Genomic DNA, 22,317 nt, shown 5'->3' on the forward strand with positions numbered 1-22,317 from the left:
GAGTGGGATTTTTTATTGATTAATTTTTTTCTTTAAGTAGCCATTGAATAGTTGAATAAAGCAGAATAAGACGATAAATACACCTATGGCAATCAACCAAGGAAGTGAGCCTATGAGCAGTTTACCAACGACAAGTATTGTAGCTGCGCCACTAAACGCTCCTGCCAATCCAAATATAACTGGATAGGGAATGGTTGTTATGTGTTTCATTTAAGCCTCCAATATAAGGTCATTTATTCATTATTACGAATGTCCTCATTATAACACGCTGGAATTTCATGTTAATATGAATAAAAAAGGGGGAGAATAGTTTGATCTTATTATCACAGATTTCAAAGATCTTATATAAGAAAATCGGCCTTAAAACTTGGCTTGCCTCACTGATCATTTTTCTATTATTCATGATATTCGTTCTTCCTCAAGTTGCAGCGTATACGAAAAACATTACAGGAACAGGAGAGTCCCCTGATGGATCCTATTGGTATTCTGCATCGGAACTTTATCATCTTGCGGATGAATACGGGGAAGAAGGTAGAAATTATTATGTTGTATCGAGGTTCACTTTTGATATTGTTTGGCCTCTCGTCTATTTATTCTTTTTATCCAGTTCTTTAACGGTACTCTTTCGAAAGGTGAATCGCTATCCATTATTTCAATACTTACATCTGCTTCCTTTTGGAGGAGTTGTTTTTGATTTTTTGGAAAATATGTCGGCTTCGATCGTCATGTGGAGATATCCTGAAAAAACGCCTATCATTGCAGAATTAACTCCTATTTTCACATTTGTAAAATGGAATTTCATCTATGTGAGTTTTGCCTGTTTATTAGTTGGTGCGATCTTATTTACACTACAAGTTATAAGAAATTCCGGCTCAAATAAATGATTGTTTAGCAATGAAATAGCCTCTCAGAAACGTGACGAATGTTTTGTTCGTCACGTTTTTATGACTTCTCATCTGTTAATACGATCTTCCCGTTTGTGTAAGATATAGTTAAACGATGACTATGTTCTTTTGCAGATGGATCGATCCATACTGTTATTCCATGATGTGTTTCAGTATCCGTGGTTGCAGGCAACTCATCCAGAGTCAGCCGAAAGTCAGATGCTCCTCACCGTTTGTTCTTCTTATAGCCGATGACGATTGTATTTTTGTTTTGTTTCACCATCAATTTTCGCAAAAAAGTTGCAGCTTCGATCGATATATCCATCCATGTAACCTCCTTATTCGTCCTTATATTTATCATACAACATAATTAATTACATTTCTAAAAGTATTAATATAATGTAAAAACTTATAATTAATTATTAATCATTGAATAACATGCGTAAATAACTTATAATTTACTTATCTAAAGGGGGCGGATCCTTGTGAACCAAGGTGAAAGATTAGAAGCTATCAAACACTATTTAACTGAGCACGATTCGATTCAAATTGAAAAGGTTTGCGACATGTTTCAAGTCTCAAAAGATACTGCGAGAAGGGATCTCGTCCGTTTAGAGAACAATAATCAAATCATCCGAACCCGTGGTGGGGCTATGCGATCGCCAATCGTACGAGAGATTGCCAGTTACCACGAACGTCTAAAAAAATTAACAGATGCCCATAAACAAATTGGTAAGATGGCCGCGGCAGAAATTGAAAAAGATGACCGAATTATTTTAGATGCCTCTACAACAGTGCAAACGTGCGCCATTGCTTTAAGTGAAAAAGAGTGCACAGTCGTTACAAATTCGATTCATCAAGCTGATGTGTTAGCGCCTTTTCCGTCTGTTACGGTTCATTTAGTTGGAGGACAACTTCATAAAAGCCATCTGTATATGTATGGGGTGGAAGCTTGTCATTCTCTCTCCCGATTTTTTGTTAATAAAGCTTTTATCGGAGTGGTAGGGATATCAAATAACGGGATCACTGTTGCTCATGATGAGGACGCTGCGATGAAAAAGCAAATGATCAGGCAGGCGGAAGAGGTCTTTGTGCTTGCCGACCATACAAAGTTCGGGAAAACCGATTTTGTTAAAATTGCCGACTTTAGAGAGATCGATTGTATTATTACTGACCAAGCTGTGGAAGCTAAATTGATGCATCAGTTAATCAACCAAGGTGTAAAAGTAATGGTCATATAAATAGTTAATAAACGAACGAATTTGCGTGACTGTTCGGCAGGCGAGAAGGTTCGTTCGGTTTATTAAATATCAAGCCGCTCTGTTTAACAGAGTGGCTTTTGTGCTTCTTTGTTTGCATTCTTTTTAAGAGGTTTTCATGAGTCTCACTAAATATTATGTGATACGATATAGGGATCAAGCGTGAAGAAGGTGTCGTCAAGATGAATGAATTGTGCATTATCCCGTGTGGCAATAAGAAAATATGGTCTAAACACCCAAAAAAGCAAGCCGTTCCTGCAGACGAAGCCTACATAGGAACGTTCCATCATTTATGCAAATCGTATGCCCATCAATTTCTTCAAGATTACGTGATTCTTTCTGCTAAGCACGGATTTTTGCGTCCGGAAGATCTCGTACCAGGCCCATACGATGTCAGCTTTTCAATGAATACTGAAGAAGTAATCACTTCCGATCAATTATCAAAACAACTCTACACTAAATCGTTACATCAATACGAACGTTATGTGGTATTAACAGGGAAGAAGTACCTTCCCATTCTTGATACTATTCTTGAACCTGGGGCGGCGCTTGACTTCCCATTGCTTGATTGCCAAGGAATCGGGTATATGCAAAGAAAGTTGAAAAACGCCGTCGCCACAGATGAGCCCATTCACGGAGAAGGATCTAAAGTAAGGAGGAAGACTGTTGAATCAACTTAAATCAATGGATCCTATTATAGCTCCCGGAGCAAATATTCTTATTTTAGGATCTATGCCAGGAGAACAATCATTGAAACGACAGCAGTATTATGGTAATCCAAGAAATCATTTTTGGTTTATTCTAGACGAACTATTCCAAACAGATATTTCGACACGGAATTACGATGATAAACGCCAGTTTCTAAAAGATAAAAAGATCGCTCTATGGGATGTTATAGCATCATGCGAACGAAAAGGTAGCTTAGATTCGGCTATTCGTGATGAAAAAATGAATGATATAAGAACACTTCTAAAGAATTACCCGACTATTCAATGGGTTGGATTGAATGGAACGAAGGCATATGATTCATTTCGAAAGTATAGTAAAAATCACACACTTCCAGCTCTTCCTTTCAAGAAACTACCTTCTTCAAGTCCCGTACCAGGAAGAAACGTAAAAACATTTAACGAGAAAGTTGAATCTTGGCGTGAACTAACCAATTATTTATCTATGACAGGAGAGAAATAACATGAAGCAACAAACATTATTACTGATCGATGGATTCAATCTATTAAGTCGTGGTTATTTTGCAACATCTTATGGACGGAGCGACGATCAATTATCTAAAAACGATCGAGGGCAATATGTAAATGCGGCTCGCGTATTTTTTCAGAAGTTATTTCAGTTGACCCGTCATTATGACATTAGTCATATTTCCGTAGCGTGGGATGGAAAAAGAGAAGATACTGCGAGAAATCAGCAATATTCCTTTTATAAAGCCCAGAGAAATGACTTACCGGAACCGTTAATTGAGCAGTATCATTTAACGGTAGAGCTTCTGGATAAACTAGGTGTTCATCAACTGCATGTACCTGGATTTGAAGCGGATGATATCATTGGAACGTTCTCAACAATTTGGAGTACAGAAGAATTTGGTCAAACATACATTTACAGTAATGACCGTGATTTGTTTCAACTATTAAATCCAACGACTTCACAAATTTTGTCTAAGAAAAAGCAAGAAATAGTCTATTCATCTGATAGTTTTCAAGAGGAGTTTGAAATACTCCCTTCTCAATGGGTGGACGTAAAAGCCCTTTTAGGAGATTCAAGTGATAATATCCCAGGATGCCCAGGGGTAGGGGAGAAATCAGCTTTGCCGCTCATCAGACAATACGGGGATCTTAAACAAGTGTTTAAAAATATTGACGAACTAGACCCAGCATTCAATCGTTACAAAAAGAAACTCCTTGCTGGCGAGGAATCTACGTGGATTAGTCGCGATTTATCACAAATTGTCATTGATATAGAAGAGGTAAAAGCGATCGATACGAATCAATTAAAGATCACATGGGATGAAGAGCTCGTGTTAAGTGAAATGAATCAACACGGTATTCGAGTAAAAATAAGATAGGGTTTATTGAAATCAAATACCACTTAATAAAAGTTTGACGAAGTATCTATAAAAAAAGGAGAGAGTTTATGTTTTCATGGTTCAAACGAAAACGTACTTGCGATTTCTGTAGAGGGAGATTACGTTCACCTACTACTTATATAAATGAAAGAGACGAAGAAGTTATAGTTTGTTTTCAATGCGTCCCTCAAGCAGAAAGGAAAGCTTTACGGAAAAAACATTCTTAAAGGTGGTGAAGTCTTGCGTCTCGTCTCACTATGTCCCAGTAACACGGAATTAGTCGTTTATACAGGGCTTAAAGATCATTTGGTTGGCGTAGATGACTATTCAGATTGGCCTGCATCTATCAATGAGTTGCCACGTCTAGGACCAGATTTGTCCATTGATATGAATAAAGTTGAAGCCTTGAAGCCTGATTTAGTCTTAGCCTCCCTGACAGTACCTGGCATGGAAAAGAATATCGAAGCTTTGAAGAAGTTTAAGTTGCCCTATGTGATCGTTCCAAACCCTACTTCCTTATCAGAGATTGGACAGCAATTATTATGGCTTGGTGAAAAAACAGACAATGAAAAACTAGCAGCTAAAGTTTATGAGAAGTTTAATCAATGCTTCGATGAATATAAGGAGTTATGTAAGAAAGTTACTACTCTTAAGTCTATTTATTGGGAGTGGTGGGGAAAACCAGTCTTCACCCCTGGAAAAGACAACTGGCTTACTGAAATATCCGAACTTGCTGGAGGTAAGAATCTATTTGCTGATCATGATCAAGCGAGTGTACAAACAAATTGGGATGAAGTATATAAGCGCGATCCAGATGTGATGGCTATTATCTGGGTAGGGGTGAACCACCATCGAGTTCAGCCTAAGCTCATCGAAAAAAGACCAAAATGGGAATCGCTGACCGCAATGAAAAATAATCAGTTATATATACTAGAAGAGCCGCTTTTTTGTCGTCCTTCACCAAGATTACTCGTTGGCCTCATGAAAATAGCTGCGATTTTACACCCAGATATTTACCCGTCTTTTAAAGAGGGTTATGATCCGATCTTGAGCGAAGTCTGAAGAAAGAGGCCATTCATTCATTGACAATAAGTTTCACCAGTCGATTAGTCTAAAAACCTTTCCTTTTGCTCAGCTGTAGGGATCATGCATTCTGACTTTTTACCGAACCAACGATACCGGTTTCTAGCAATAATACGGTAAATGACATTTCTCAAAGCAGGAGGAACGATTAAAAAGACAGCAAGCAATTTCCAGCCGCCTTTCAGTTGCCTAGCGACTCGGAGGGCGGCTGTTGATTCTCCATGTATTCTTCCACGACCGTCAATGAAGACGACGCTATCTATATCTTTATCCAAATGATATTTACTAAGCATCTTTTGTCCGAAATCACTTTGCAAAGACGCAAAAGATAATCGTTGTTTCGGATCACGTTTAATAATAAATTGAACGCTAGCGTTACACATATTGCAAACTCCATCAAATAGCACAATGTTTTTCAATTTGCTCACCTCCGAGTACATTCTATTAGTATCATCTTACAATATTTTTCCGTAATCCTTCTACTTGAATAGCTTAGTCTCTTCAAATAATGGAGAATTTGAAACCTATTATCTTAGAGAGCGTAATTAACAGGTAAACACTTTGTACGAGTTACCGAAAGTGTTTTTAATATAATAAACTGATAAGTAGTATTTATTTCTATAAACTTAGAATTAAGGAGATGTTATGGAAAAAATTATGGTCGTAGGAGTATCTGCGGGGGTTGGAAAGTCTACATTCGCTAAAGAAGTAAGTGAAACACTGACAATACCTGTCTATCATCTTGATCGCTATTTCTGGAATCCCGGATGGGTAGAAGCGACTATAGATGAATTCTCAGCTGCCCAACAGACGCTCGTCAAAAAAGACACATGGATTATCGAGGGGAATTACGGCTCTACATTTGACATACGAGCTTCACAGGCAGATACGATTATTTATTTAGAGTTACCCCTTCGTACATGTCTGTACCGAGTATTGAAAAGATGGCTAACAAATTTAGGAAACAACAGAGAAGATATGGGGGAGGGATGCACAGAAAAAATGGATAAAGAATTCCTCCAATTCATTATTAAAACTTACAGCGAACGAAAAAAGCAAATGAACGTCAGATTAGACAAGTTTGAAAAATCATCTTATCAACGAAACGTTTTTCGACTGACTGACAAAAAGGAAATCTCTTCTTTTTTACAGAATATTCATGAAACTAAAGAGAGGCAAGCATAACTCAAATTTAGACACTTCAGCACCCATTTAAGCTCGTTATTCTGTCAACTTGGTTATACAAGTCTCATTTACTTAAATGTTGAAATTTCACTATATAGAATGAATCTGAGAGGGGACCTGAAAAAAAGCCCTCTCAATTTTTTCGCAATTCCCTAAGAATACAAAATACTCATTTTGTATTCTAAGGGAATTTAAATCAGTGATAATTAACGCCATAAACGCTTTTATATCAATTGTTTGAGGAGGATAAACTCTGGATATATAACTTGAAAAATTTCGTTCAATAAGAATACTAAATGAGAGTCATTGTATGATAAGATAAGCTTAAGATATTTAAACTAGGGGAGTTGCTCATGAGTGATTTAAAGTCAGAAGATAAGAAAAAATACGCTGAATATATTCTTCTTACAGAAAGAGAATTTAAAAAGCTAACAGATAGATTTGGAATCCATCAAACAAAACATCGGATGAAACGCTTAAACGAATTGAAGATGAGAGGAAAGAGACCCTTGAAAATGAAATCTGATTTCCAAGCTCTCATTGCCATGACACCTCGAACAGTCGAACCTATTCGGGAAAAGTGGATCATTGAAAAGATGAAAACAATTTTAAGAAGCCGTTCGTATAGAGATTATTTTATGTTTTTGCTTGGATTGAATACGGGATTGAGAGTTGGAGATATCCTTCCTCTGAAAGTAGGGGATTTGCGAGGGAAAAGATACATTAATATCATTGAAGAAAAAACCAATAAAGCGAAACGGTTTCCCTTAAATCGAGAGATTAGAGAGTATATTATGGACTATACGATGGCCATGAGTGACGAAGAGTACTTATTCGCTTCTAATATGACGAAAGAACCTATCCAACGAGACAGGGCATATAAAATCCTGAAATATGCGGCCGAAGAAGCTGGAGCTGAATATGTGGGGACGCACACGATGCGAAAGACGTTCGGTTATCACTTTTATAAAAAATACAATGATGCATCTATGCTTCAAAAAATCTTTAACCATTCATCCCAAAGCGTCACATTGAAGTATATTGGTATATCTCAAGAAGAGATCGATGATGCTATTGACGATTTCAGTCTCTAGAAGGGATCGAAAGCTTTTTACCATCGAACTTTAGGAGCTTTTCTGAAAATAAAAAACTCCCCTTAAGGAAGACAGGATGCATCTTTTTTAAGGAGAGAATATCCATTTATGCTGCTTTTTTGTGTGTTTTTCTATTGAAATACCATTTGAGAGCAGCAGGGACAAATAAAATAATGAAGATGATTCTTGTTAATTGAAGGGATGAAACAATAGCTGGGTCTGCACCTACCACCGAAGCAGTTAATACCATCTCGACTAATCCGCCTGGTGCTGTACTTAGAAGAGCAGTCGTTAAATCCATTGAAGTAGTGATATAAAGTATATAACCAAAACCAAAAGAGACACCTATTAAGATTAAAGCTAAGCCGGCATAAACGATACCAAATTTTCCAGCGTATTTCACATCTTTGATTGAGATGCTTTTTCCAAGGGATGCTCCGACACAAAGCTGCGCCCCAAGAAAGATAGCTGTGGGGATCGAAGGTATTTGCATCGGTCCTATATTCATCATTGCTGTCATAATGAGAGGAATAATCATGATCCCGGCAGGCAGTAACTCTTTAAATTTTACAGCGAGCAGAATGGGGAAGAAGAACCACAAAATATGCCAAGAAAAAAATTCTGTCCCCGTATCCACAATAATCATTGAGCCAGCACTCGGTTCACTTGAAAACATGTATAAAATAATAAAAGGAACGGTAAATAAAACAATGATAAGGCGAATAGTTTGAAAAACCATGACGTGTCCGGCATTCGCTTTTAAAGATTCACTAACAATAACCATCTCTGTCAGTCCACCAGGGATCGAACCAAACACACTGGTCTTTTGATCAATATTCATAAACCTTGCTGCAAAAGAGCTATTAATGATACTAATTAAAATCAACAAAATTGTAATAACGATATATGGAATAAAATATGGTCCTAATACTTGTAGTGTCTCTAGTGTAAAATATAAACCGAATGAAATTCCTAATATGATTAACCCGAAATTTTTAAGAGCGATGGGCCAAATAAGTGCTCTTGAAGTGAAGCCTTGCCATAGCATGACACTTGTTAGAGGTCCAAGCATCCAGGGGAGGGGAAGGGTTAAATAATGAAAAATCACTCCACCTAAGATAGCAATGAACAAGGATTCTATAAACGGTTTCCACTCTTTCATTTTGCTTCAACTCCTGTGCAATCTTTACCCAGTTTATCATAGTATGTATAGTAATCGCTCATAGAGAACATTCTGCTTTCTCATATACATGAAAACAACCAGCTGCACAAGGCAGCTGGTTGTTGTATATATATTACTCTTCGTCGTCAACTAATTCATAGACGCCTTCTTCATTGTGAGTTTCTTTTCCTGTGATGGGTGGGTCAAAGACACATACCATTCTCATATCTGTATTAGCACGAAGTAAGTGCTCGTCGTGCTTATCTAAAGCATAGATCATATTAGCAGAGATAGGGTGAATTTTACCATCAGCTAATGTTTCAACTTCACCATCTCCTTCAATACAATATACTGCTTCTAAATGATTTTTGTACCAGATGTGAGTCTCTGTACCTGCTTTAATCACTGTGTCATGAACAGAATAGCCCATGTTGTCTTTCTTTAAAAGCAACCGGCGACTCGTCCAGTTCTCACCCTTTACTTCTTGATCTGTTCCAATAATATCTTCTAGTTTAACTACTTTCATGATTAAATAGCCTCCTTAAGTGTGATCAATAATTAGTTTGCTACTGTATCTTTTTCAAGATTCATTTGTTTGATCGCTTCTTTAATACTTTCTTCAATTAATTCAAATCCTTTTTCAAGACCTGCTTCGTCAATGTTGATAGGTGGGAAGAGTTTAAATACTTGGTCGTGTCCTCCTGCAGTTTCCATGATCAAGCAACGATTAAATGCTTCTTCAGCAACTTTTTCACTGAATCCTTCCACATCAGAGGAAATACCTTGCATAAATCCTCGCCCTTTTAAATGACCTTTCATTTCAGGGTACTTTTCGATCATGTTTTCCAAAAATTTCGTGATCGTTGCAGATTTATCTTGAATGCTTTTCTCGAAAGTAGGATCTTCCCAATAAGTTAAAGCTTCAGTAGCTGTAACGAATGCGTGGTTATTCCCACGGAAAGTTCCGTTATGCTCACCAGGTTTCCATTGATCAAGCTCAGGACTAATGAGCGTTAAGGCTAGTGGTAAGCCATAACCACCGATAGACTTAGAAAGACATACAATGTCAGGCTTAATTCCAGCTGGTTCGAATGAGAAGAATGTACCTGTACGACCAACCCCTGCTTGAACATCATCGATGATCAAGAGAATACCCCATCGCTTACAAATTTCATCTACTTTTTTGATCCATTCAAAGCGAGCGGCATTAATTCCACCTTCTCCTTGAACGGTCTCAAGAATAATTGCAGCAGGAATAGAAACACCACTTCCGTTATCTTCAAGAAAACGTTCAAGATATTCTAGTGTATCCAATTCATCGCTTACGAAATTGTCGTAAGGCATCGTAACTGTATTGTGCAGTGGAATTCCAGCTCCACTTCGCTTCATTGAGTTACCTGTTACAGATAGGGAACCAATGGTCATACCGTGGAAACCGTTTGTGAAACTAATAATTTCCGTACGACCGGTAACTTTCCTTGCTAGTTTTAACGCACTTTCAACTGTGTTTGTTCCTGTAGGGCCAGGGAACATCACTTTATAGTCAAGGTCTCTTGGTTTCAAGATGACTTCGTTAAATTTTTCTAGAAATTCTGCTTTAGCTGAGGAAGCCATATCTAATGAATGGGTAATTCCATCATCTAAAATATACTCAACGAGCTTTTTCTTCATGTTCGGTTCGTTATGACCGTAGTTTAGCGCACCTGCACCAGAGAAAAAGTCGATATACTCTTTACCATCTTCATCCCACATTTTATATCCTCGAGCTTTTGTAAATACTGTTGGAAAAGCTCTTACGTAACTTCTTACACAAGACTCAAGTTCTTCAATAATTTCTAAACCGTTTTTAGTCATTTCTTAAATTCCCTCCGTCTTTTTAATGTTCGATAGGTAGTTTAATTAATCGCCTTACTTTTTGAAAGGTCCGATTCGATACGTATATTCCGCTTCCTGTCCTTCTTCTGGAAAGACATCAGCAGGGAAGCATTCTAATACTTCAAAAGACGTATCGTTTTCTTTAGCTAGTCGTTTAAATAAAGACTGAGAGGCCTTATTGTCTTCTGTAATCGTTGCCTCCAAGTAGCGAACTTCTTTCGTACCATCTCTTGAAATCAATTCGTTTAACATTTTGGAGCCGATCCCTTTTCCGCGTTGAGATGAATCTACGCCAACCTGCCATACGAAGATGACATCTGGGTGTTCCGGCTGAATAAATCCTGTGATAAAACCAACGACTTCACCTCGTTCTTTGGCAACAACGCATGTTTCAGAGAAGTATTCAGCCATCATAATATACTTATATGCTGAATTAAGATCAAGCGAAGTCTTTTTGGCCAGTGCCCACATTCCTTGACCGTCTTCTTTCGTTGGTTGCTCTAACGATAATGTTTCTAATACTGCCGTTGTGTTTTTACTCATAGTAATATACCCACCTTTTTATTTTATTGTCAAAAGAGGTGTGCATTCCTCCTTTTCAGCAATATTCATCCCAAAGCAATGAACATTAATAATGATAGGGACTTTGTGTGAAATAATCAAACATGGTTAATCTTCATGAATGAGGAAATATGTGGATCTCTATAGCTAAGTGGTGCTTAGGGGCAGTATCTTATTTATATCTCCTGTATCGTATATATTCCACCGCTTTTCAAATAAAAAACCACATTTATCCTTGGTATGAAAGGGAATGCGAAAAAAGGACCTCAACAAAACTGTTGAGGTCCTTGATATATAGGGCTTTTAGCCATTATTTATTCTTTAACTGCTAATTTCTTTTTCTTTTCTTCTCGCTCACGAGTACTCTTATCGAGAATTTTCTTACGTAAACGAATGGATAGAGGGGTTACTTCACAATATTCATCATCGTTTAAGAACTCAAGAGCTTCTTCTAATGTTAGAGTCCGTGGCTTTTTCATCGTGACTGTCTGATCTTTCGTAGCAGAGCGAATATTCGTTTGTTGCTTCATCTTCGTAATATTAACAGTAATGTCATTATCACGATTGTGCTCGCCTACAATCATACCTTCATAGATTTCAGTGGCTGGCTCAACGAAAAGAGTTCCTCGGTCTTCCACTTGTAACATTCCGTAAGGAGTCGTTTTTCCATTTTCCATAGACACTAATACCCCTTGACGACGACCGCCTACATAACCTTCAGCGATTGGACGATAGCTATCAAACGTATGGTTTAAAATCCCGTAACCTTTTGTTTGAGCCATGAATTCCGTTGTATATCCAATTAAACCACGAGAAGGAACGAGGAAGTCCATACGAACTTGTCCATCACCCTTGTTAACCATATTCACTAGTTCACCTTTTCGCTCACCAAGTGATTCCATAACGGCCCCGGTATATTCCTCAGGAACATCTACTTGAGTGCTCTCGTATGGTTCACAACGTTTGCCGTCAATTTCACGAATAATAACTTCGGGTTTTGAAACTTGAAGTTCATATCCTTCACGACGTAAATTCTCGATCAAGATGGACAAGTGAAGTTCGCCACGTCCTGCAACTTTCCAAACGTCTGGTGAACTTGTGTTTTCAACATTTAAACTAACATCTGTTTCTACTTGAGTCATTAAACGAGCTTCAATTTTACGGCTCGTAACATGATCACCTTCACGCCCAGCAAAAGGACTGTTGTTGACAAGGAAAGTCATTTGAAGAGTCGGCTCATCGATACGGACCAATTCCATAGGGTCTTGATGATTCACAGGACAAATCGTTTCGCCAACCATGATATCTTCAACACCAGCAATAGCAATAAGATCGCCTGCTTTTGCTTCGTCAATTTCAAGACGCTTCAGACCAAGGAAACCGAACAATTTAGAGATACGGAAAGTTTTAACCGTTCCATCACGTTGGATGAGAGCAGCTTGATCCCCTTTACGGACAGTCCCGCGGAATACACGACCTACACCAATACGACCTAAATAGTCATTGTAATCAAGCATCGTTACTTGAAATTGGAAAGGCTCATCTGAATTATCAATTGGTGCTGGAACGGAATCAATTACTGTGTCAAACAACACTTTCATTTGATTCTCTTGTTTTTCAGGGTCAGGACTCAAGCTAGATGTTCCGTTTATAGCTGAAGCATAAATAACAGGGAAGTCCAATTGACTCTCATCAGCACCTAATTCAATAAATAAATCAAGCACTTCATCAATAACTTCTTCAGGTCTAGCCATCGGACGGTCAATTTTATTCACAACTACTACTGGAGTTAATTTTTGCTCCAAGGCTTTTTTCAATACAAAGCGAGTTTGTGGCATACAACCCTCGAATGCATCAACAACGAGAAGAACACCATCAACCATTTTTAAAATCCGTTCAACTTCGCCACCGAAATCAGCGTGTCCTGGTGTATCCATGATGTTAATTCGTGTGCCTTCATAATTAACCGCCGTATTTTTAGCGAGAATGGTAATCCCACGTTCTTTTTCAATGTCATTATTATCCATAGCACGTTCGTTTACTTGTTCATTTTCACGAAATGTCCCTGATTGCTTTAACATTTCATCGACGAGAGTCGTTTTCCCGTGGTCTACGTGGGCAATAATTGCAATGTTCCTTATATCTTGTCGTTTGTTCATTAATAAAACGCTCCTGTTCTTGTGTAAAGTATTTCAACTATACAACTGTATCATACTTAAAGTTACTATACACCTTTTATCTGAAAATAATTTTATTTTAACGATCTGAATCGTTTTATAGTGTACCATGACGATTATTCTTATATACTAGCGGTAATTAAAAGACTTCATTGGAATAGAAGCAAACGAAAAGGGGAAACGCCTATGCATGATTCAGTCATCTCCATTCATGATTTATTTCCAGGTATGGAACTAGAGAGTGACATTTACGATCAGTTTAATCATCTCCTCATTCGTAAAGGCACGATTTTGACGACCGAGCACATGAAACGATTAACAAACGAACAACAGACCTACTTCATTTATCGGATGCAACAAACAAGTTCAGCCAGGGACGTGGAACTATTAGCCAATCAATTAACTCTTTTTTTAAAACGAATCACATTTGTTGAGGAGCTAGGTATAGATTTAGATGAGATGAGAGACAATTATTATTTCCCTGAACCTTCATTAACTGATCCCAATTGGAAAGAAAAAATGAGTTGCGATTTCATTCAAAAAGTTAATTATGCCTTTATTGAAAAGAGAACCGAACACCTAAACCCACACCCAGATCATATTTCTAAAGAGCATCTCGTGTATATTTGCGAACAAATTGCTTATTGGTTAAATGAAGCTTTTTGGAAAAAATCGATAAACCCTCTGGAATTTTACCAATTAAGTATCGAAAAAATTGGCACTTCCACAGAAGGTTTTATCGAGTTTTGGCAACAATATTTCGTCCCCCTTCCTGAAGGAGCCGTAGTTTTACTTAAGGATGGAAGAGAATGCGAAGTCTCGGCCGTATCTGTGGATAAACCTTTCTCTCCTTTGCTAACTTACTTGGATAATCAAGAAGGGAAGACTTATTTTGTTGAAGATATCTCTGGTGAGATTGAGTACGTCCAACCTATGATTATTTTAAGTCTCGATGATCGAAACCAGTAGCATTTCTTAAGATTTCTTCTCACCAGATAAATTTAAACTAAGTATGATGAGTTTCAGGTGAGAATCTTTCACACCAACACTTTTAGTAACTGTTATTTAATCTGACCTTGACCATACACGTGATATTTGGTTGTTGTTAATGCTTCAAGACCCATAGGCCCTCGAGCATGAAGTTTTTGGGTACTGATCCCAATTTCAGCGCCAAATCCAAATTCAAAACCATCTGTAAAACGCGTCGATGCATTGTGATAAACCGTTGAGGCATCTACGTTATTGAAAAATAATTCCACGTTCTCTGCCTGGTCAGATAGAATAGCTTCTGAATGCTTTGTACCGAACGCGCGAATATGTCCAATCGCTTCTTCGATCGACTCCACAATTCTGACCGCAAGTGTTAAATCCAAATATTCTGTTTCCCAATCTAGCTCGTTAGCTACATTGATTCGAGCATCATATTGAGTTGCTTTTTCATCGCCTCTCAAACCAACGTTACACTGTTTTAATTCATTGATTAACGCATTAAAATGTCTTTCTGCCCACTTTTCATGAACAATAATCGTTTCACATGCATTACAAACAGAAGGCCTTTGAGTTTTTGCATTGATAATCACCTCAATAGCCATGTCAACATCAGCCGATTCATCTACATACACGTGGCAGTTTCCTGCGCCTGTCTCTAAAACGGGAACACTGGACTGCTGGACAACGGTATCAATAAGCACCTTGCCTCCCCGTGGTATAAGTACATCAATTAAGTCTTTACGATGGTACAAATCTTTCACTAATTCGCGATCAGGTTCTTCAATTAATTGCACGGACTCTTTTGGTATTGTACTTTGTTCAAGCCCTTGATGGATTGAAGAGACGATCGCTTTATTCGAATGAAGAGTGGAGGTACTGCCACGTAAAAGGATAGCATTACCGGTTTTGACTGAGAGAGTTGCCGCATCAATGGTTACATTTGGACGGGCCTCGTAAATCATGCCAATAACCCCTAAAGGGACGGTTACTTTCTTGATATTCAATCCATTAGGTCGTATATCTTCCCATTGAATTTTTCCAATTGGATCGTCAAGTTCGATTAAAAGATGAATAGATTTTATCATGTCATTAATTCGCTCTTGAGAAAGAGTAAGGCGATCGACGATGGCTGCTGAGGCACCTTTTTCAATCGCAGCATCTACATCTTTTTGATTCTCACTGAGAAGATAATCAGATTGTTCGTCGAGTTTAGTTGCAATAAACCGGAGAGCATCATTTTTTTCCTTAGATGACCTGTTCGACAATTGAACTGTTTGTTCTTTCGCAATGGTCGCTTTTTCAACAACTTCATTCATCTTCATATTCCTCCATTTTTACTTTAGGTTAAAATTCATTTGAAAATTGAGTTAAGAGTTGATCTGAACGAATACAACACACTTCATTAATAAGGAATCCATTGATCACGGTGAATGGCTTCGATTCTTTTTGTTTTCTTATTTTCAGATTCACTAATTATCTTCTGAAGGTGTTTAGCATGATAATTAATTTTCCCTTTGCCTATCATAAGGCCCTTTTGATTAAATACTTCAATGACGTCTTCTTGCTGGAAATCCCCTTCAACTGAAGTAATTCCTATAGGGAGCAGGCTTTTTCCTCGCTTTAACATAGCTGTTTCCGCTCCATCATCAATGTAAATTCTCCCGTTAGATTTGGAATGGTAGGCGATCCATTGTTTTTTATTTCTCATCACTTTTAAAGAAGTGGGGGAGAGATAGGTGCCATTTCCTTGTCCTTCTAAAATATTAATCAATAAACGATCATCGTTTCCTGTCCCAATAAAAACATGTACACCTAGTGAGAGGGCGGTTTTTGCTGCTCGTAACTTTGAAGCCATTCCCCCTGTACCAATTTTTGTAGATGACCCTTGAGCGTGCGATAAGATTTCTTCAGTGATTTCATTTAATTGATGATATTTTTTTGCATGAGGGTTTTTCAAGGGATTATCATTATAGATTCCATCAATATCTGTTAAGATGATGAGCCGATCCGCATGGAGAAATCCACTCACCAAGGCTGATAACATGTCATTATCTCCGAAAGTCAATTCATCCGTGATTGTCGAATCATTCTCATTAATAATTGGGATAATCCGGCGTTTCAAAAGTTCGTTGATTGTATTGGAGGCATTGCTATATTGCTCCTCATTTATAAAATCATTTTTTGTTAATAATAACTGGGCACAGGTGAGCTCTTGTTGATGGAAAGCTTCCGCATATCGTTGCATAAGCAAGCTTTGTCCTGTGGCAGCCGCTGCTTGTTTACCGGAAATGGTCACAGGACGCGATGGATAACCTAATAATTTAAATCCAGCCGCTACTGCGCCAGAAGAGATCAAAATCACTTGATGGCCTTCATTGGTTAATTGGGAGATCCGTGCGGCGTAATAATTTATTTTCGATGTGGAAAGGTGACCTGCCTTTTCTGTTAGAGAGCTACTACCGATTTTGACGATGATTCTCGACTTTCTCATGAGATAAAACCTCCTTAGACCTCTTGGAATTGTAGAAAAGGCTATAATAAGTCATTCTATACTTAGAAAACATAAAAATGCTTCCACCCTATGAAAGGACGAAAGCATTTGCTCCGCGGTACCACCTTTGTTGACACATCCGTTGTGTCCTCTTGAAAACTCGTAACGTAAGTAAAACGTGCTTCTAAAATGCATGAGCAGGTTCAATGGCAGCCGCTAATGGAATCTTTCAGCCGATGGATTCCAATCTCTATTAGTACTAGATCATTTACTATTCTCATGAGAAGCAAGGGTGTTCAATCCCGAATGAAGTTTTTACAATTATCTGATAATAAAAATGAGTTGTCAATCAATTTATAGAAATTTAATAAAATTGAAACTATTCTTTTAAATATACGTAAATAATTGTAAAATGGAAAAGGATTAGGGGGTGATACCATGTTTCGTAAATTGCAGATTGATCAGGATGATTTGCAGAAGGGACTAATTGTAATCAGTATTATCGTTACAGTGAGCGCTATATTTTTACCGATAATAATCATTTACATATTGCAAGATGTATTTTATTTCTCTAGAGACTATTGGTTTCGAACAACACCTACAAGCGCGTATGTGATTTTCATTGGTGGGATGTTAATGATTCCTGTTGCTTCCGTTTTGTATATGATCATCAAATATGTCATGGATAAGAAAAATATGACAATAAGAATCGGATGGATTTTCGTGATTATTTCTTTGGCTGTTATTCCAATGAGTGCCCTCGGTGTAATGAATTATTATTATTTAGATGACAACGGGGTCCATTACAATCACACGCTTCAAACGTCTGAGACTTCATACTTATGGGAAGAGATCATTCAGATACAACCTTATTCAGATGAAGATAACAATCAATATTTTTCACATTTCACTTTGACAACTCAAGATGGGCGTCAAGTTGACATGCCAGCATCGCATGAGTTTTTACAGTACAGACAGATAGTATTTCAAATAGTGGAAGACCATGGTGGGGAAGTGCTCGATAGGATTGAAGAAAGTTAACGCGCCAAGACTGGCGCGTTTTTTCTTATTAAACGCTATGGTCTAGCTCCTAAGTTACAACTTACTACTTACTTTACGTGAAGCGGCTAATTTATTAGTGCTTGCAATGGAGCTGGAATTCTTCCTCCACGATTAATTAATTTCTCTGAACTGAATGGATTCACACCCATAACCGGGGCTCGCCCTAATAGTCCGCCAAATTCAACCATTTCTCCTTCACTTTTACCGGGCACTGGAATGACACGAACTGCTGTGGTTTTCTTGTTGATCATACCAATAGCCATTTCGTCTGCAATCAATCCGGAAAGAGAAGAGGCCGAAGCGTCACCTGTCAACGCAATCATGTCTAAACCAACAGAGCACACACAAGTCATTGCTTCTAATTTCGATAAACTTAAGGCCCCATCTTCAATTCCTTTAATCATACCGTTATCTTCGCTTACAGGAATAAATGCACCACTCAAACCACCTACATATGAACTTGCCATAGCGCCGCCTTTTTTCACGGCATCATTCATAAGAGCAAGCGCTGCAATCGTACCATGAGTACCTACACGCTCCAGACCTATTTCCTCTAGAATTTCTGCAACACTGTCGTTCATGGCATTAGTGGGAGCCAATGAGAGGTCCATAATTCCGAAAGGCAGGCTTAATCGTTCTGCTACGACACGCCCAATCATTTCACCTGCTCGGGTGATCTTGAAAACCGTACGTTTAATGACTTCTGAAATTTCTCCTAAATCCGCATCTGAATGCCTTTTTAATGCATTTAATACGACACCCGGCCCACTTACGCCGACATTAATCACTGCTTCACCTTCGCCAGTTCCGTGAAAGGCACCAGCCATGAAGGGGTTGTCCTCAACCGGGTTGCAAAATACTACGAGTTTAGCACAAGCGATGCCGTTGGCGTCTTTCGTAAGCTCTGACGCTTCTTTGATAATTTCACCCATTTGTTTCACAGCGTCCATGTTAATTCCTGTTCTTGTTGTCGCTACAGAAACCGAAGCGCATACTCTCTCTGTAACACTTAGAGCCTCAGGTAGGGCTTCCAAAAGGGTTTGATCGCCTTTTGTAATCCCTTTATGTACAAGAGCAGAATAACCACCAATAAAATCCACTCCTAAATCTCGGGCAGCTTTATCTAACGTTTTAGCTAGCTGAACAGCTTGGTCTTTAGAAGCATGTCCTAATAGTTCTGCAACAGGAGTAATCGAAATTCTTTTATTAATGATTGGAATACCATATTCTTTTTCTACTTGTTCTGCTACTGGCCGAAGTTGACCAGCATAGCTAGTTATCTTTTCATAAACCTTGTTGTTCATAGAGTCAAAGTCCGAGTCTATACAATCACGCAAACTAATGCCCATGGTAACTGTTCGTATATCCAGACTCTCCATTTGAACCATTCGAATGGTTTCTTGAATTTCAGTAAAAGCTAAATTCATTAGGGAACGCTCCTTTTATATTCTATGCATCGTTTGGAAAATATCTTCTAATTGGATGTCAATCTTCAATCCGAGTTCTTGACTCACTTTATCCAGATCATCATGAAGTTTAGCTAAATCCTCGGCTTCAGATACATCGACGATCATCATCATCGTGAAGAAATCTTGCAAAATGGTTTGACTAATATCCAGGACGTTCATCTTATTTTCTGACAAACAAGTGGTCACCTTAGCAATAATACCAATTTGATCTTTTCCAACGACACTGACAACTGCTCTTTTTTGTTCCATATTCTCACCTCGATTGTAATTAAGTAGAGTAAATCGAAAAAAATTTGACTACCTTTTCCTTCAACAAGTTAAAAATCACTTTTGGAGAGCTACATGATATCTCCTTGATGGGAGCGAAGATCATCAAAAATGAAAAAAAGATTGGAGTAGGCTCCAATCTCAAAGGGCAAAGAATGATATAACGACGTCTGTAGAAACATCGTAATCTTCTGTCCTTTTGCCTGAGATTGTGAATCCTTCGGCGCCGCAAATGTCTACGGACTCTCCAGAAGCGGCTCTTGCTATAGTTTGACCCATAACCATCATTGCCTGCTTTTTATTTATGAATAAAATGATCCTATCAGTTTTTTTCATTGGAGTCAATTAAAATTGTGACTCTGTGAACATTCCTTTCTCTCCGTGATATTCATGGTAGATGACAGTATAACATGGTATATTGTTCATAGGTGAACGCATAGTTAAAGGATGATCGATTTGTTCAACAAAATTATAGCTCTGTTAATTATCATCATTATTATACTAGTGGGGTTGTTTATTTACGTGTATTACTCTATAGAATCAGATCAAACAACAACGTGGGAATTTCATGACAGTGTGGAGGAGGCGGGCTGGAATCCAGAGGCCTTAGAGCAAGCTCGCAGGTACTATGATTCCATTAATTCAACAGCTGCCATGGTCATACACGAAGGAAAAGTATTGTTCGCGTGGGGTGATGTAACGAAAAGTACAAATGCCCATTCAGTCCGCAAAAGCTTTTTAAGTGCCTTAATAGGAATTGAACACTACAAGGGAAATTTATCATTGGAACAAACACTGGGTCAACTTGAGATAGACGATGAACCACCTTTGAATCCATTGGAGAAGCAGGCTCAAGTTAATCATCTATTAACCGCCACATCTGGTGTCTATTTACCAGCAGGAGAAGAGTCGTGGGGAATGAGAAGAGCCAGACCAAATCGTGGGGCTTATTCTCCTGGTGAATATTATTATTACAATAATTGGGACTTTAATGTATTAGGTACGATTTACAATGAACAGACAGAAAGAGATGTATTTGAAGATTTCAAAACTAAAATAGCTGATCCGATCGGAATGGAAGATTTTGAGCTTAGTCATACAAACTATAAGTACGAAAATCGCCGCTCCAAGCACCCTTCCTACTTGTTTAGAATGTCGGCTCGTGACTTCGCAAGGTTCGGCCAGCTGTATTTACAAAAAGGCCAATGGGAAGGGGAACAACTTATACCTGAGCAATGGATTGAGGAGAGTACGTCCCCTCATCAAGAAGTTACTTCCAACGGAATCTTTGATTATGGATATTTATGGTGGGTAGCCACCGAATCCCCTTTCAGTGATTTGAAAATGTACTCCGCCGTTGGAAGATATGGTCAATCGATTGACATCATTCCAGAATTGGATCTTGTATTCGTCAATAGAGTAGATTCAAACAGGCTCACTTTCGGGATTACAAGAAGCAGTGTCAATGATTTGCAACGATTACAGCTTTTACAGTTAATTTTGGACGCGAAAAGATCTGAATAAACAAAAGGAGCATCCTGCTAGATGCTCCTTTTGTTTATTTGTCAGGCGTCACGTAAGGTGCACCGACTTTACCTATAATTAAATAACCGTATTTCCATTTATTCATGAAAAAGATCGTTATAATTGAACTGAAAATACTAAAGGTAAATAGCAATAGAATGTAGGTCACGCCAATATCAATAGGATATAAACGAAACACGTAGTCAGCCAAGAAAATATAAAAATAATGTAGTAAGTAAATACCAAACGAATATTGGCTAATGAATACAAGGACCTTCGGTGGTGTTTTTATTTTAGATGTAACATAAAACAAAAACAAACTGAACATTGTCGTATGAAGTAGGATGTCAGTCCGTTTGGAACTATGGACAGATACTAAGCCAGAGTGATACAAATAAAGTAGTAAAATGCTTGTTAATAAAGGCCCAATAATAATGAGATATCGAAACTTGACTAGAGAACGAATAAAGGCTTCATAATACAAACCTGAATAATACCCTAAAGCAAAATAGAAAATCCATCCGAATAGGGGAACCCAATAGAACCGCTCCCAAATATATGTAGAAAACGGTATAGTCTCAGGTGGGGGAGTAAAGTTAAAAATCATTAAATAGGAAGCATTAATAACCAAAGCCGCAGATAGAACAAGAATCGGTTTCAAGTTTTTCAAATACCGATGAAAGAAATAATGGAAAAGATAAAACTGAAAAATAATTAATATGAAATATCCGTGGTAATCTCCTATAAGGATGTTTATAGCAAGCTTAATCGACCAAGCCTCTAAACCGTTTGTTAAAAAAGGCAGGGAATAGAAGATAGCCATTACAAAGTAAGGTACGAGAATGAACCGGACTCTTTTTTTCAAGAAATGGCCGGGAATTTCTCGGTTTCGGTAAGAGTACGAAATGAGAAACTCAGATATGAAAATGAACATTGGTGTCCCATAGTATAAAATCATTTGTATTGAATCGAAAAAAATCGCAGCCAGTTCCCCCATTTCTCTAATAGGGACAGTGGTTAATGCAATATGAATGCTGTGAAGTAAGACGATGCTTAAACAACCAATACTTCGCAAAATAAATATTTCTTTAATCATTCCAGGACTTTTCATAGGTTAATCCCACCAATTCCAGCTTAATCATGAGTTATATTGTCTTTAT

The 22,317-nt window shown here is 38.0% G+C and carries 24 protein-coding genes and 1 riboswitch; of the genes, 11 read left to right on the forward strand and 13 right to left on the reverse strand.

The genetic code is table 11. From position 1 onward, the window contains the following. Window positions 1-12: 12 nt before the first annotated feature. Window positions 13-210, reverse strand: a complete 198-nt coding sequence (locus tag CR194_RS06420; RefSeq protein WP_110608776.1) for a hypothetical protein — start codon at window positions 208-210, stop codon at window positions 13-15. A 101-nt stretch (window positions 211-311) separates the two neighbouring features. On the opposite strand from CR194_RS06420, the gene CR194_RS06425 reads away from it, so the two are divergent. Further along, window positions 312-884: a hypothetical protein gene (locus tag CR194_RS06425; protein ID WP_110608777.1), complete on the forward strand. Its 573-nt coding sequence runs from the start codon at window positions 312-314 to the stop codon at window positions 882-884. 58 nt (window positions 885-942) lie between these two features. Here CR194_RS06425 and CR194_RS20670 read toward each other — a convergent pair whose 3' ends face one another. After that, window positions 943-1,077, reverse strand: coding sequence for a hypothetical protein (locus CR194_RS20670; protein WP_269845698.1), 135 nt, complete (start codon window positions 1,075-1,077; stop codon window positions 943-945). A 292-nt stretch (window positions 1,078-1,369) separates the two neighbouring features. On the opposite strand from CR194_RS20670, the gene CR194_RS06430 reads away from it, so the two are divergent. The 5 genes from CR194_RS06430 to CR194_RS06450 all read left to right on the forward strand — a co-directional run bounded on the left by CR194_RS06430 (window position 1,370) and on the right by CR194_RS06450 (window position 5,279). After that, complete coding sequence (locus tag CR194_RS06430; protein ID WP_110608778.1) at window positions 1,370-2,125, forward strand: DeoR/GlpR family DNA-binding transcription regulator; 756 nt, start codon at window positions 1,370-1,372, stop codon at window positions 2,123-2,125. 200 nt (window positions 2,126-2,325) lie between these two features. Continuing rightward, on the forward strand, window positions 2,326-2,823 hold the full coding sequence (locus CR194_RS06435; RefSeq protein ID WP_110608779.1) for a DUF6884 domain-containing protein: 498 nt from the start codon (window positions 2,326-2,328) through the stop codon (window positions 2,821-2,823). Further along, complete coding sequence (locus tag CR194_RS06440; RefSeq protein WP_332888659.1) at window positions 2,810-3,331, forward strand: DNA-deoxyinosine glycosylase; 522 nt, start codon at window positions 2,810-2,812, stop codon at window positions 3,329-3,331. Before CR194_RS06435 ends, CR194_RS06440 begins: the two co-directional genes overlap by 14 nt. Window position 3,332: 1 nt before the next feature. Continuing rightward, the gene (locus CR194_RS06445) at window positions 3,333-4,217 is read left to right on the forward strand and encodes a 5'-3' exonuclease (protein ID WP_110608781.1); all 885 of its coding nucleotides are present in this window, start codon (window positions 3,333-3,335) and stop codon (window positions 4,215-4,217) included. 240 nt (window positions 4,218-4,457) lie between these two features. Next, window positions 4,458-5,279, forward strand: a complete 822-nt coding sequence (locus tag CR194_RS06450) for a cobalamin-binding protein (protein WP_110608782.1) — start codon at window positions 4,458-4,460, stop codon at window positions 5,277-5,279. A gap of 44 nt (window positions 5,280-5,323) precedes the next feature. On the opposite strand, the gene CR194_RS06455 is transcribed toward CR194_RS06450, so the two are convergent. Further along, complete coding sequence (locus tag CR194_RS06455; protein ID WP_110608783.1) at window positions 5,324-5,719, reverse strand: thiol-disulfide oxidoreductase DCC family protein; 396 nt, start codon at window positions 5,717-5,719, stop codon at window positions 5,324-5,326. 226 nt (window positions 5,720-5,945) lie between these two features. Between CR194_RS06455 and CR194_RS06460 the strand changes: the two genes are divergently transcribed. Both CR194_RS06460 and CR194_RS06465 read left to right on the forward strand, forming a co-directional pair. Next, the gene (locus CR194_RS06460; RefSeq protein WP_110608784.1) at window positions 5,946-6,485 is read left to right on the forward strand and encodes a P-loop NTPase family protein; all 540 of its coding nucleotides are present in this window, start codon (window positions 5,946-5,948) and stop codon (window positions 6,483-6,485) included. A 353-nt stretch (window positions 6,486-6,838) separates the two neighbouring features. Next, a complete protein-coding gene (locus CR194_RS06465) occupies window positions 6,839-7,579 on the forward strand; it encodes a site-specific integrase (protein WP_233254246.1) in 741 nt (246 codons plus the stop codon). A gap of 106 nt (window positions 7,580-7,685) precedes the next feature. Here CR194_RS06465 and CR194_RS06470 read toward each other — a convergent pair whose 3' ends face one another. The 5 genes from CR194_RS06470 to typA all read right to left on the reverse strand — a co-directional run bounded on the left by CR194_RS06470 (window position 7,686) and on the right by typA (window position 13,336). Further along, window positions 7,686-8,741: an AbrB family transcriptional regulator gene (locus CR194_RS06470; RefSeq protein ID WP_110608785.1), complete on the reverse strand. Its 1,056-nt coding sequence runs from the start codon at window positions 8,739-8,741 to the stop codon at window positions 7,686-7,688. A 133-nt stretch (window positions 8,742-8,874) separates the two neighbouring features. Further along, window positions 8,875-9,267 (reverse strand): ectoine synthase, encoded by a 393-nt coding sequence (locus CR194_RS06475; protein WP_110608786.1) that lies wholly within the window; start codon window positions 9,265-9,267, stop codon window positions 8,875-8,877. Between the two features lie 32 nt (window positions 9,268-9,299). Then, complete coding sequence (ectB, locus tag CR194_RS06480) at window positions 9,300-10,595, reverse strand: diaminobutyrate--2-oxoglutarate transaminase (RefSeq protein WP_110608787.1); 1,296 nt, start codon at window positions 10,593-10,595, stop codon at window positions 9,300-9,302. 54 nt (window positions 10,596-10,649) lie between these two features. Next, window positions 10,650-11,159, reverse strand: coding sequence for a diaminobutyrate acetyltransferase (gene ectA, locus CR194_RS06485; RefSeq protein ID WP_110608788.1), 510 nt, complete (start codon window positions 11,157-11,159; stop codon window positions 10,650-10,652). A 332-nt stretch (window positions 11,160-11,491) separates the two neighbouring features. Beyond that, the gene (gene typA / locus CR194_RS06490) at window positions 11,492-13,336 is read right to left on the reverse strand and encodes a translational GTPase TypA (RefSeq protein ID WP_110608789.1); all 1,845 of its coding nucleotides are present in this window, start codon (window positions 13,334-13,336) and stop codon (window positions 11,492-11,494) included. 204 nt (window positions 13,337-13,540) lie between these two features. On the opposite strand from typA, the gene CR194_RS06495 reads away from it, so the two are divergent. Beyond that, entirely contained in the window at window positions 13,541-14,323 is a 783-nt protein-coding gene (locus tag CR194_RS06495; RefSeq protein ID WP_110608790.1) for a hypothetical protein, read from the forward strand. A 92-nt stretch (window positions 14,324-14,415) separates the two neighbouring features. Here the strand turns inward: CR194_RS06495 and CR194_RS06500 are convergent, their stop codons facing one another. Both CR194_RS06500 and proB read right to left on the reverse strand, forming a co-directional pair. After that, window positions 14,416-15,660, reverse strand: coding sequence for a glutamate-5-semialdehyde dehydrogenase (locus CR194_RS06500; RefSeq protein ID WP_110608791.1), 1,245 nt, complete (start codon window positions 15,658-15,660; stop codon window positions 14,416-14,418). Between the two features lie 86 nt (window positions 15,661-15,746). Next, on the reverse strand, window positions 15,747-16,835 hold the full coding sequence (proB, locus tag CR194_RS06505; protein WP_110608792.1) for a glutamate 5-kinase: 1,089 nt from the start codon (window positions 16,833-16,835) through the stop codon (window positions 15,747-15,749). 438 nt (window positions 16,836-17,273) lie between these two features. Here proB and CR194_RS06510 point away from each other — a divergent pair, with 438 nt between their 5' ends. Next, window positions 17,274-17,876 (forward strand): hypothetical protein, encoded by a 603-nt coding sequence (locus CR194_RS06510; protein WP_110608793.1) that lies wholly within the window; start codon window positions 17,274-17,276, stop codon window positions 17,874-17,876. Window positions 17,877-17,962: 86 nt separating this feature from the next. Here the strand turns inward: CR194_RS06510 and CR194_RS06515 are convergent, their stop codons facing one another. Beyond that, window positions 17,963-19,324, reverse strand: coding sequence for a PFL family protein (locus tag CR194_RS06515; protein WP_110608794.1), 1,362 nt, complete (start codon window positions 19,322-19,324; stop codon window positions 17,963-17,965). A gap of 15 nt (window positions 19,325-19,339) precedes the next feature. Beyond that, window positions 19,340-19,615: an ACT domain-containing protein gene (locus CR194_RS06520; protein ID WP_110608795.1), complete on the reverse strand. Its 276-nt coding sequence runs from the start codon at window positions 19,613-19,615 to the stop codon at window positions 19,340-19,342. Window positions 19,616-19,814: 199 nt separating this feature from the next. Beyond that, window positions 19,815-19,894, reverse strand: a riboswitch (glycine riboswitch). 186 nt (window positions 19,895-20,080) lie between these two features. On the opposite strand from CR194_RS06520, the gene CR194_RS06525 reads away from it, so the two are divergent. Then, window positions 20,081-21,157 carry a serine hydrolase domain-containing protein gene (locus CR194_RS06525; RefSeq protein WP_233254247.1) on the forward strand — a complete coding sequence of 359 codons (1,077 nt, stop codon included), beginning with the start codon at window positions 20,081-20,083 and terminating at the stop codon, window positions 21,155-21,157. A gap of 34 nt (window positions 21,158-21,191) precedes the next feature. Here the strand turns inward: CR194_RS06525 and CR194_RS06530 are convergent, their stop codons facing one another. Continuing rightward, window positions 21,192-22,268 carry an acyltransferase family protein gene (locus tag CR194_RS06530; protein WP_110608797.1) on the reverse strand — a complete coding sequence of 359 codons (1,077 nt, stop codon included), beginning with the start codon at window positions 22,266-22,268 and terminating at the stop codon, window positions 21,192-21,194. Between the last annotated feature and the right edge of the window lie 49 nt (window positions 22,269-22,317).

The organism is Salipaludibacillus keqinensis (assembly GCF_003226325.1).
GTDB lineage: Bacteria > Bacillota > Bacilli > Bacillales > Salisediminibacteriaceae > Salipaludibacillus > Salipaludibacillus keqinensis.

What these genes read in the sequence shown, in the direction of transcription:
- CR194_RS06520 (WP_110608795.1), bottom strand. Translation starts at nt 19,615, where the DNA reads ATGGAACAAAAAAGAGCAGTTGTCAGTGTCGTTGGAAAAGATCAAATT.
- CR194_RS06435 (WP_110608779.1), top strand. Translation starts at nt 2,326, where the DNA reads ATGAATGAATTGTGCATTATCCCGTGTGGCAATAAGAAAATATGGTCT.
- CR194_RS06530 (WP_110608797.1), bottom strand. Translation starts at nt 22,268, where the DNA reads ATGAAAAGTCCTGGAATGATTAAAGAAATATTTATTTTGCGAAGTATT.
- CR194_RS06420 (WP_110608776.1), bottom strand. Translation starts at nt 210, where the DNA reads ATGAAACACATAACAACCATTCCCTATCCAGTTATATTTGGATTGGCA.
- CR194_RS06460 (WP_110608784.1), top strand. Translation starts at nt 5,946, where the DNA reads ATGGAAAAAATTATGGTCGTAGGAGTATCTGCGGGGGTTGGAAAGTCT.
- CR194_RS06515 (WP_110608794.1), bottom strand. Translation starts at nt 19,324, where the DNA reads ATGAATTTAGCTTTTACTGAAATTCAAGAAACCATTCGAATGGTTCAA.
- CR194_RS06465 (WP_233254246.1), top strand. Translation starts at nt 6,839, where the DNA reads ATGAGTGATTTAAAGTCAGAAGATAAGAAAAAATACGCTGAATATATT.
- CR194_RS06510 (WP_110608793.1), top strand. Translation starts at nt 17,274, where the DNA reads ATGTTTCGTAAATTGCAGATTGATCAGGATGATTTGCAGAAGGGACTA.
- proB (WP_110608792.1), bottom strand. Translation starts at nt 16,835, where the DNA reads ATGAGAAAGTCGAGAATCATCGTCAAAATCGGTAGTAGCTCTCTAACA.
- CR194_RS06495 (WP_110608790.1), top strand. Translation starts at nt 13,541, where the DNA reads ATGCATGATTCAGTCATCTCCATTCATGATTTATTTCCAGGTATGGAA.
- CR194_RS06475 (WP_110608786.1), bottom strand. Translation starts at nt 9,267, where the DNA reads ATGAAAGTAGTTAAACTAGAAGATATTATTGGAACAGATCAAGAAGTA.
- ectB (WP_110608787.1), bottom strand. Translation starts at nt 10,595, where the DNA reads ATGACTAAAAACGGTTTAGAAATTATTGAAGAACTTGAGTCTTGTGTA.
- typA (WP_110608789.1), bottom strand. Translation starts at nt 13,336, where the DNA reads ATGAACAAACGACAAGATATAAGGAACATTGCAATTATTGCCCACGTA.
- ectA (WP_110608788.1), bottom strand. Translation starts at nt 11,159, where the DNA reads ATGAGTAAAAACACAACGGCAGTATTAGAAACATTATCGTTAGAGCAA.
- CR194_RS06500 (WP_110608791.1), bottom strand. Translation starts at nt 15,660, where the DNA reads ATGAATGAAGTTGTTGAAAAAGCGACCATTGCGAAAGAACAAACAGTT.
- CR194_RS06470 (WP_110608785.1), bottom strand. Translation starts at nt 8,741, where the DNA reads ATGAAAGAGTGGAAACCGTTTATAGAATCCTTGTTCATTGCTATCTTA.
- CR194_RS06445 (WP_110608781.1), top strand. Translation starts at nt 3,333, where the DNA reads ATGAAGCAACAAACATTATTACTGATCGATGGATTCAATCTATTAAGT.
- CR194_RS06525 (WP_233254247.1), top strand. Translation starts at nt 20,081, where the DNA reads ATGATCGATTTGTTCAACAAAATTATAGCTCTGTTAATTATCATCATT.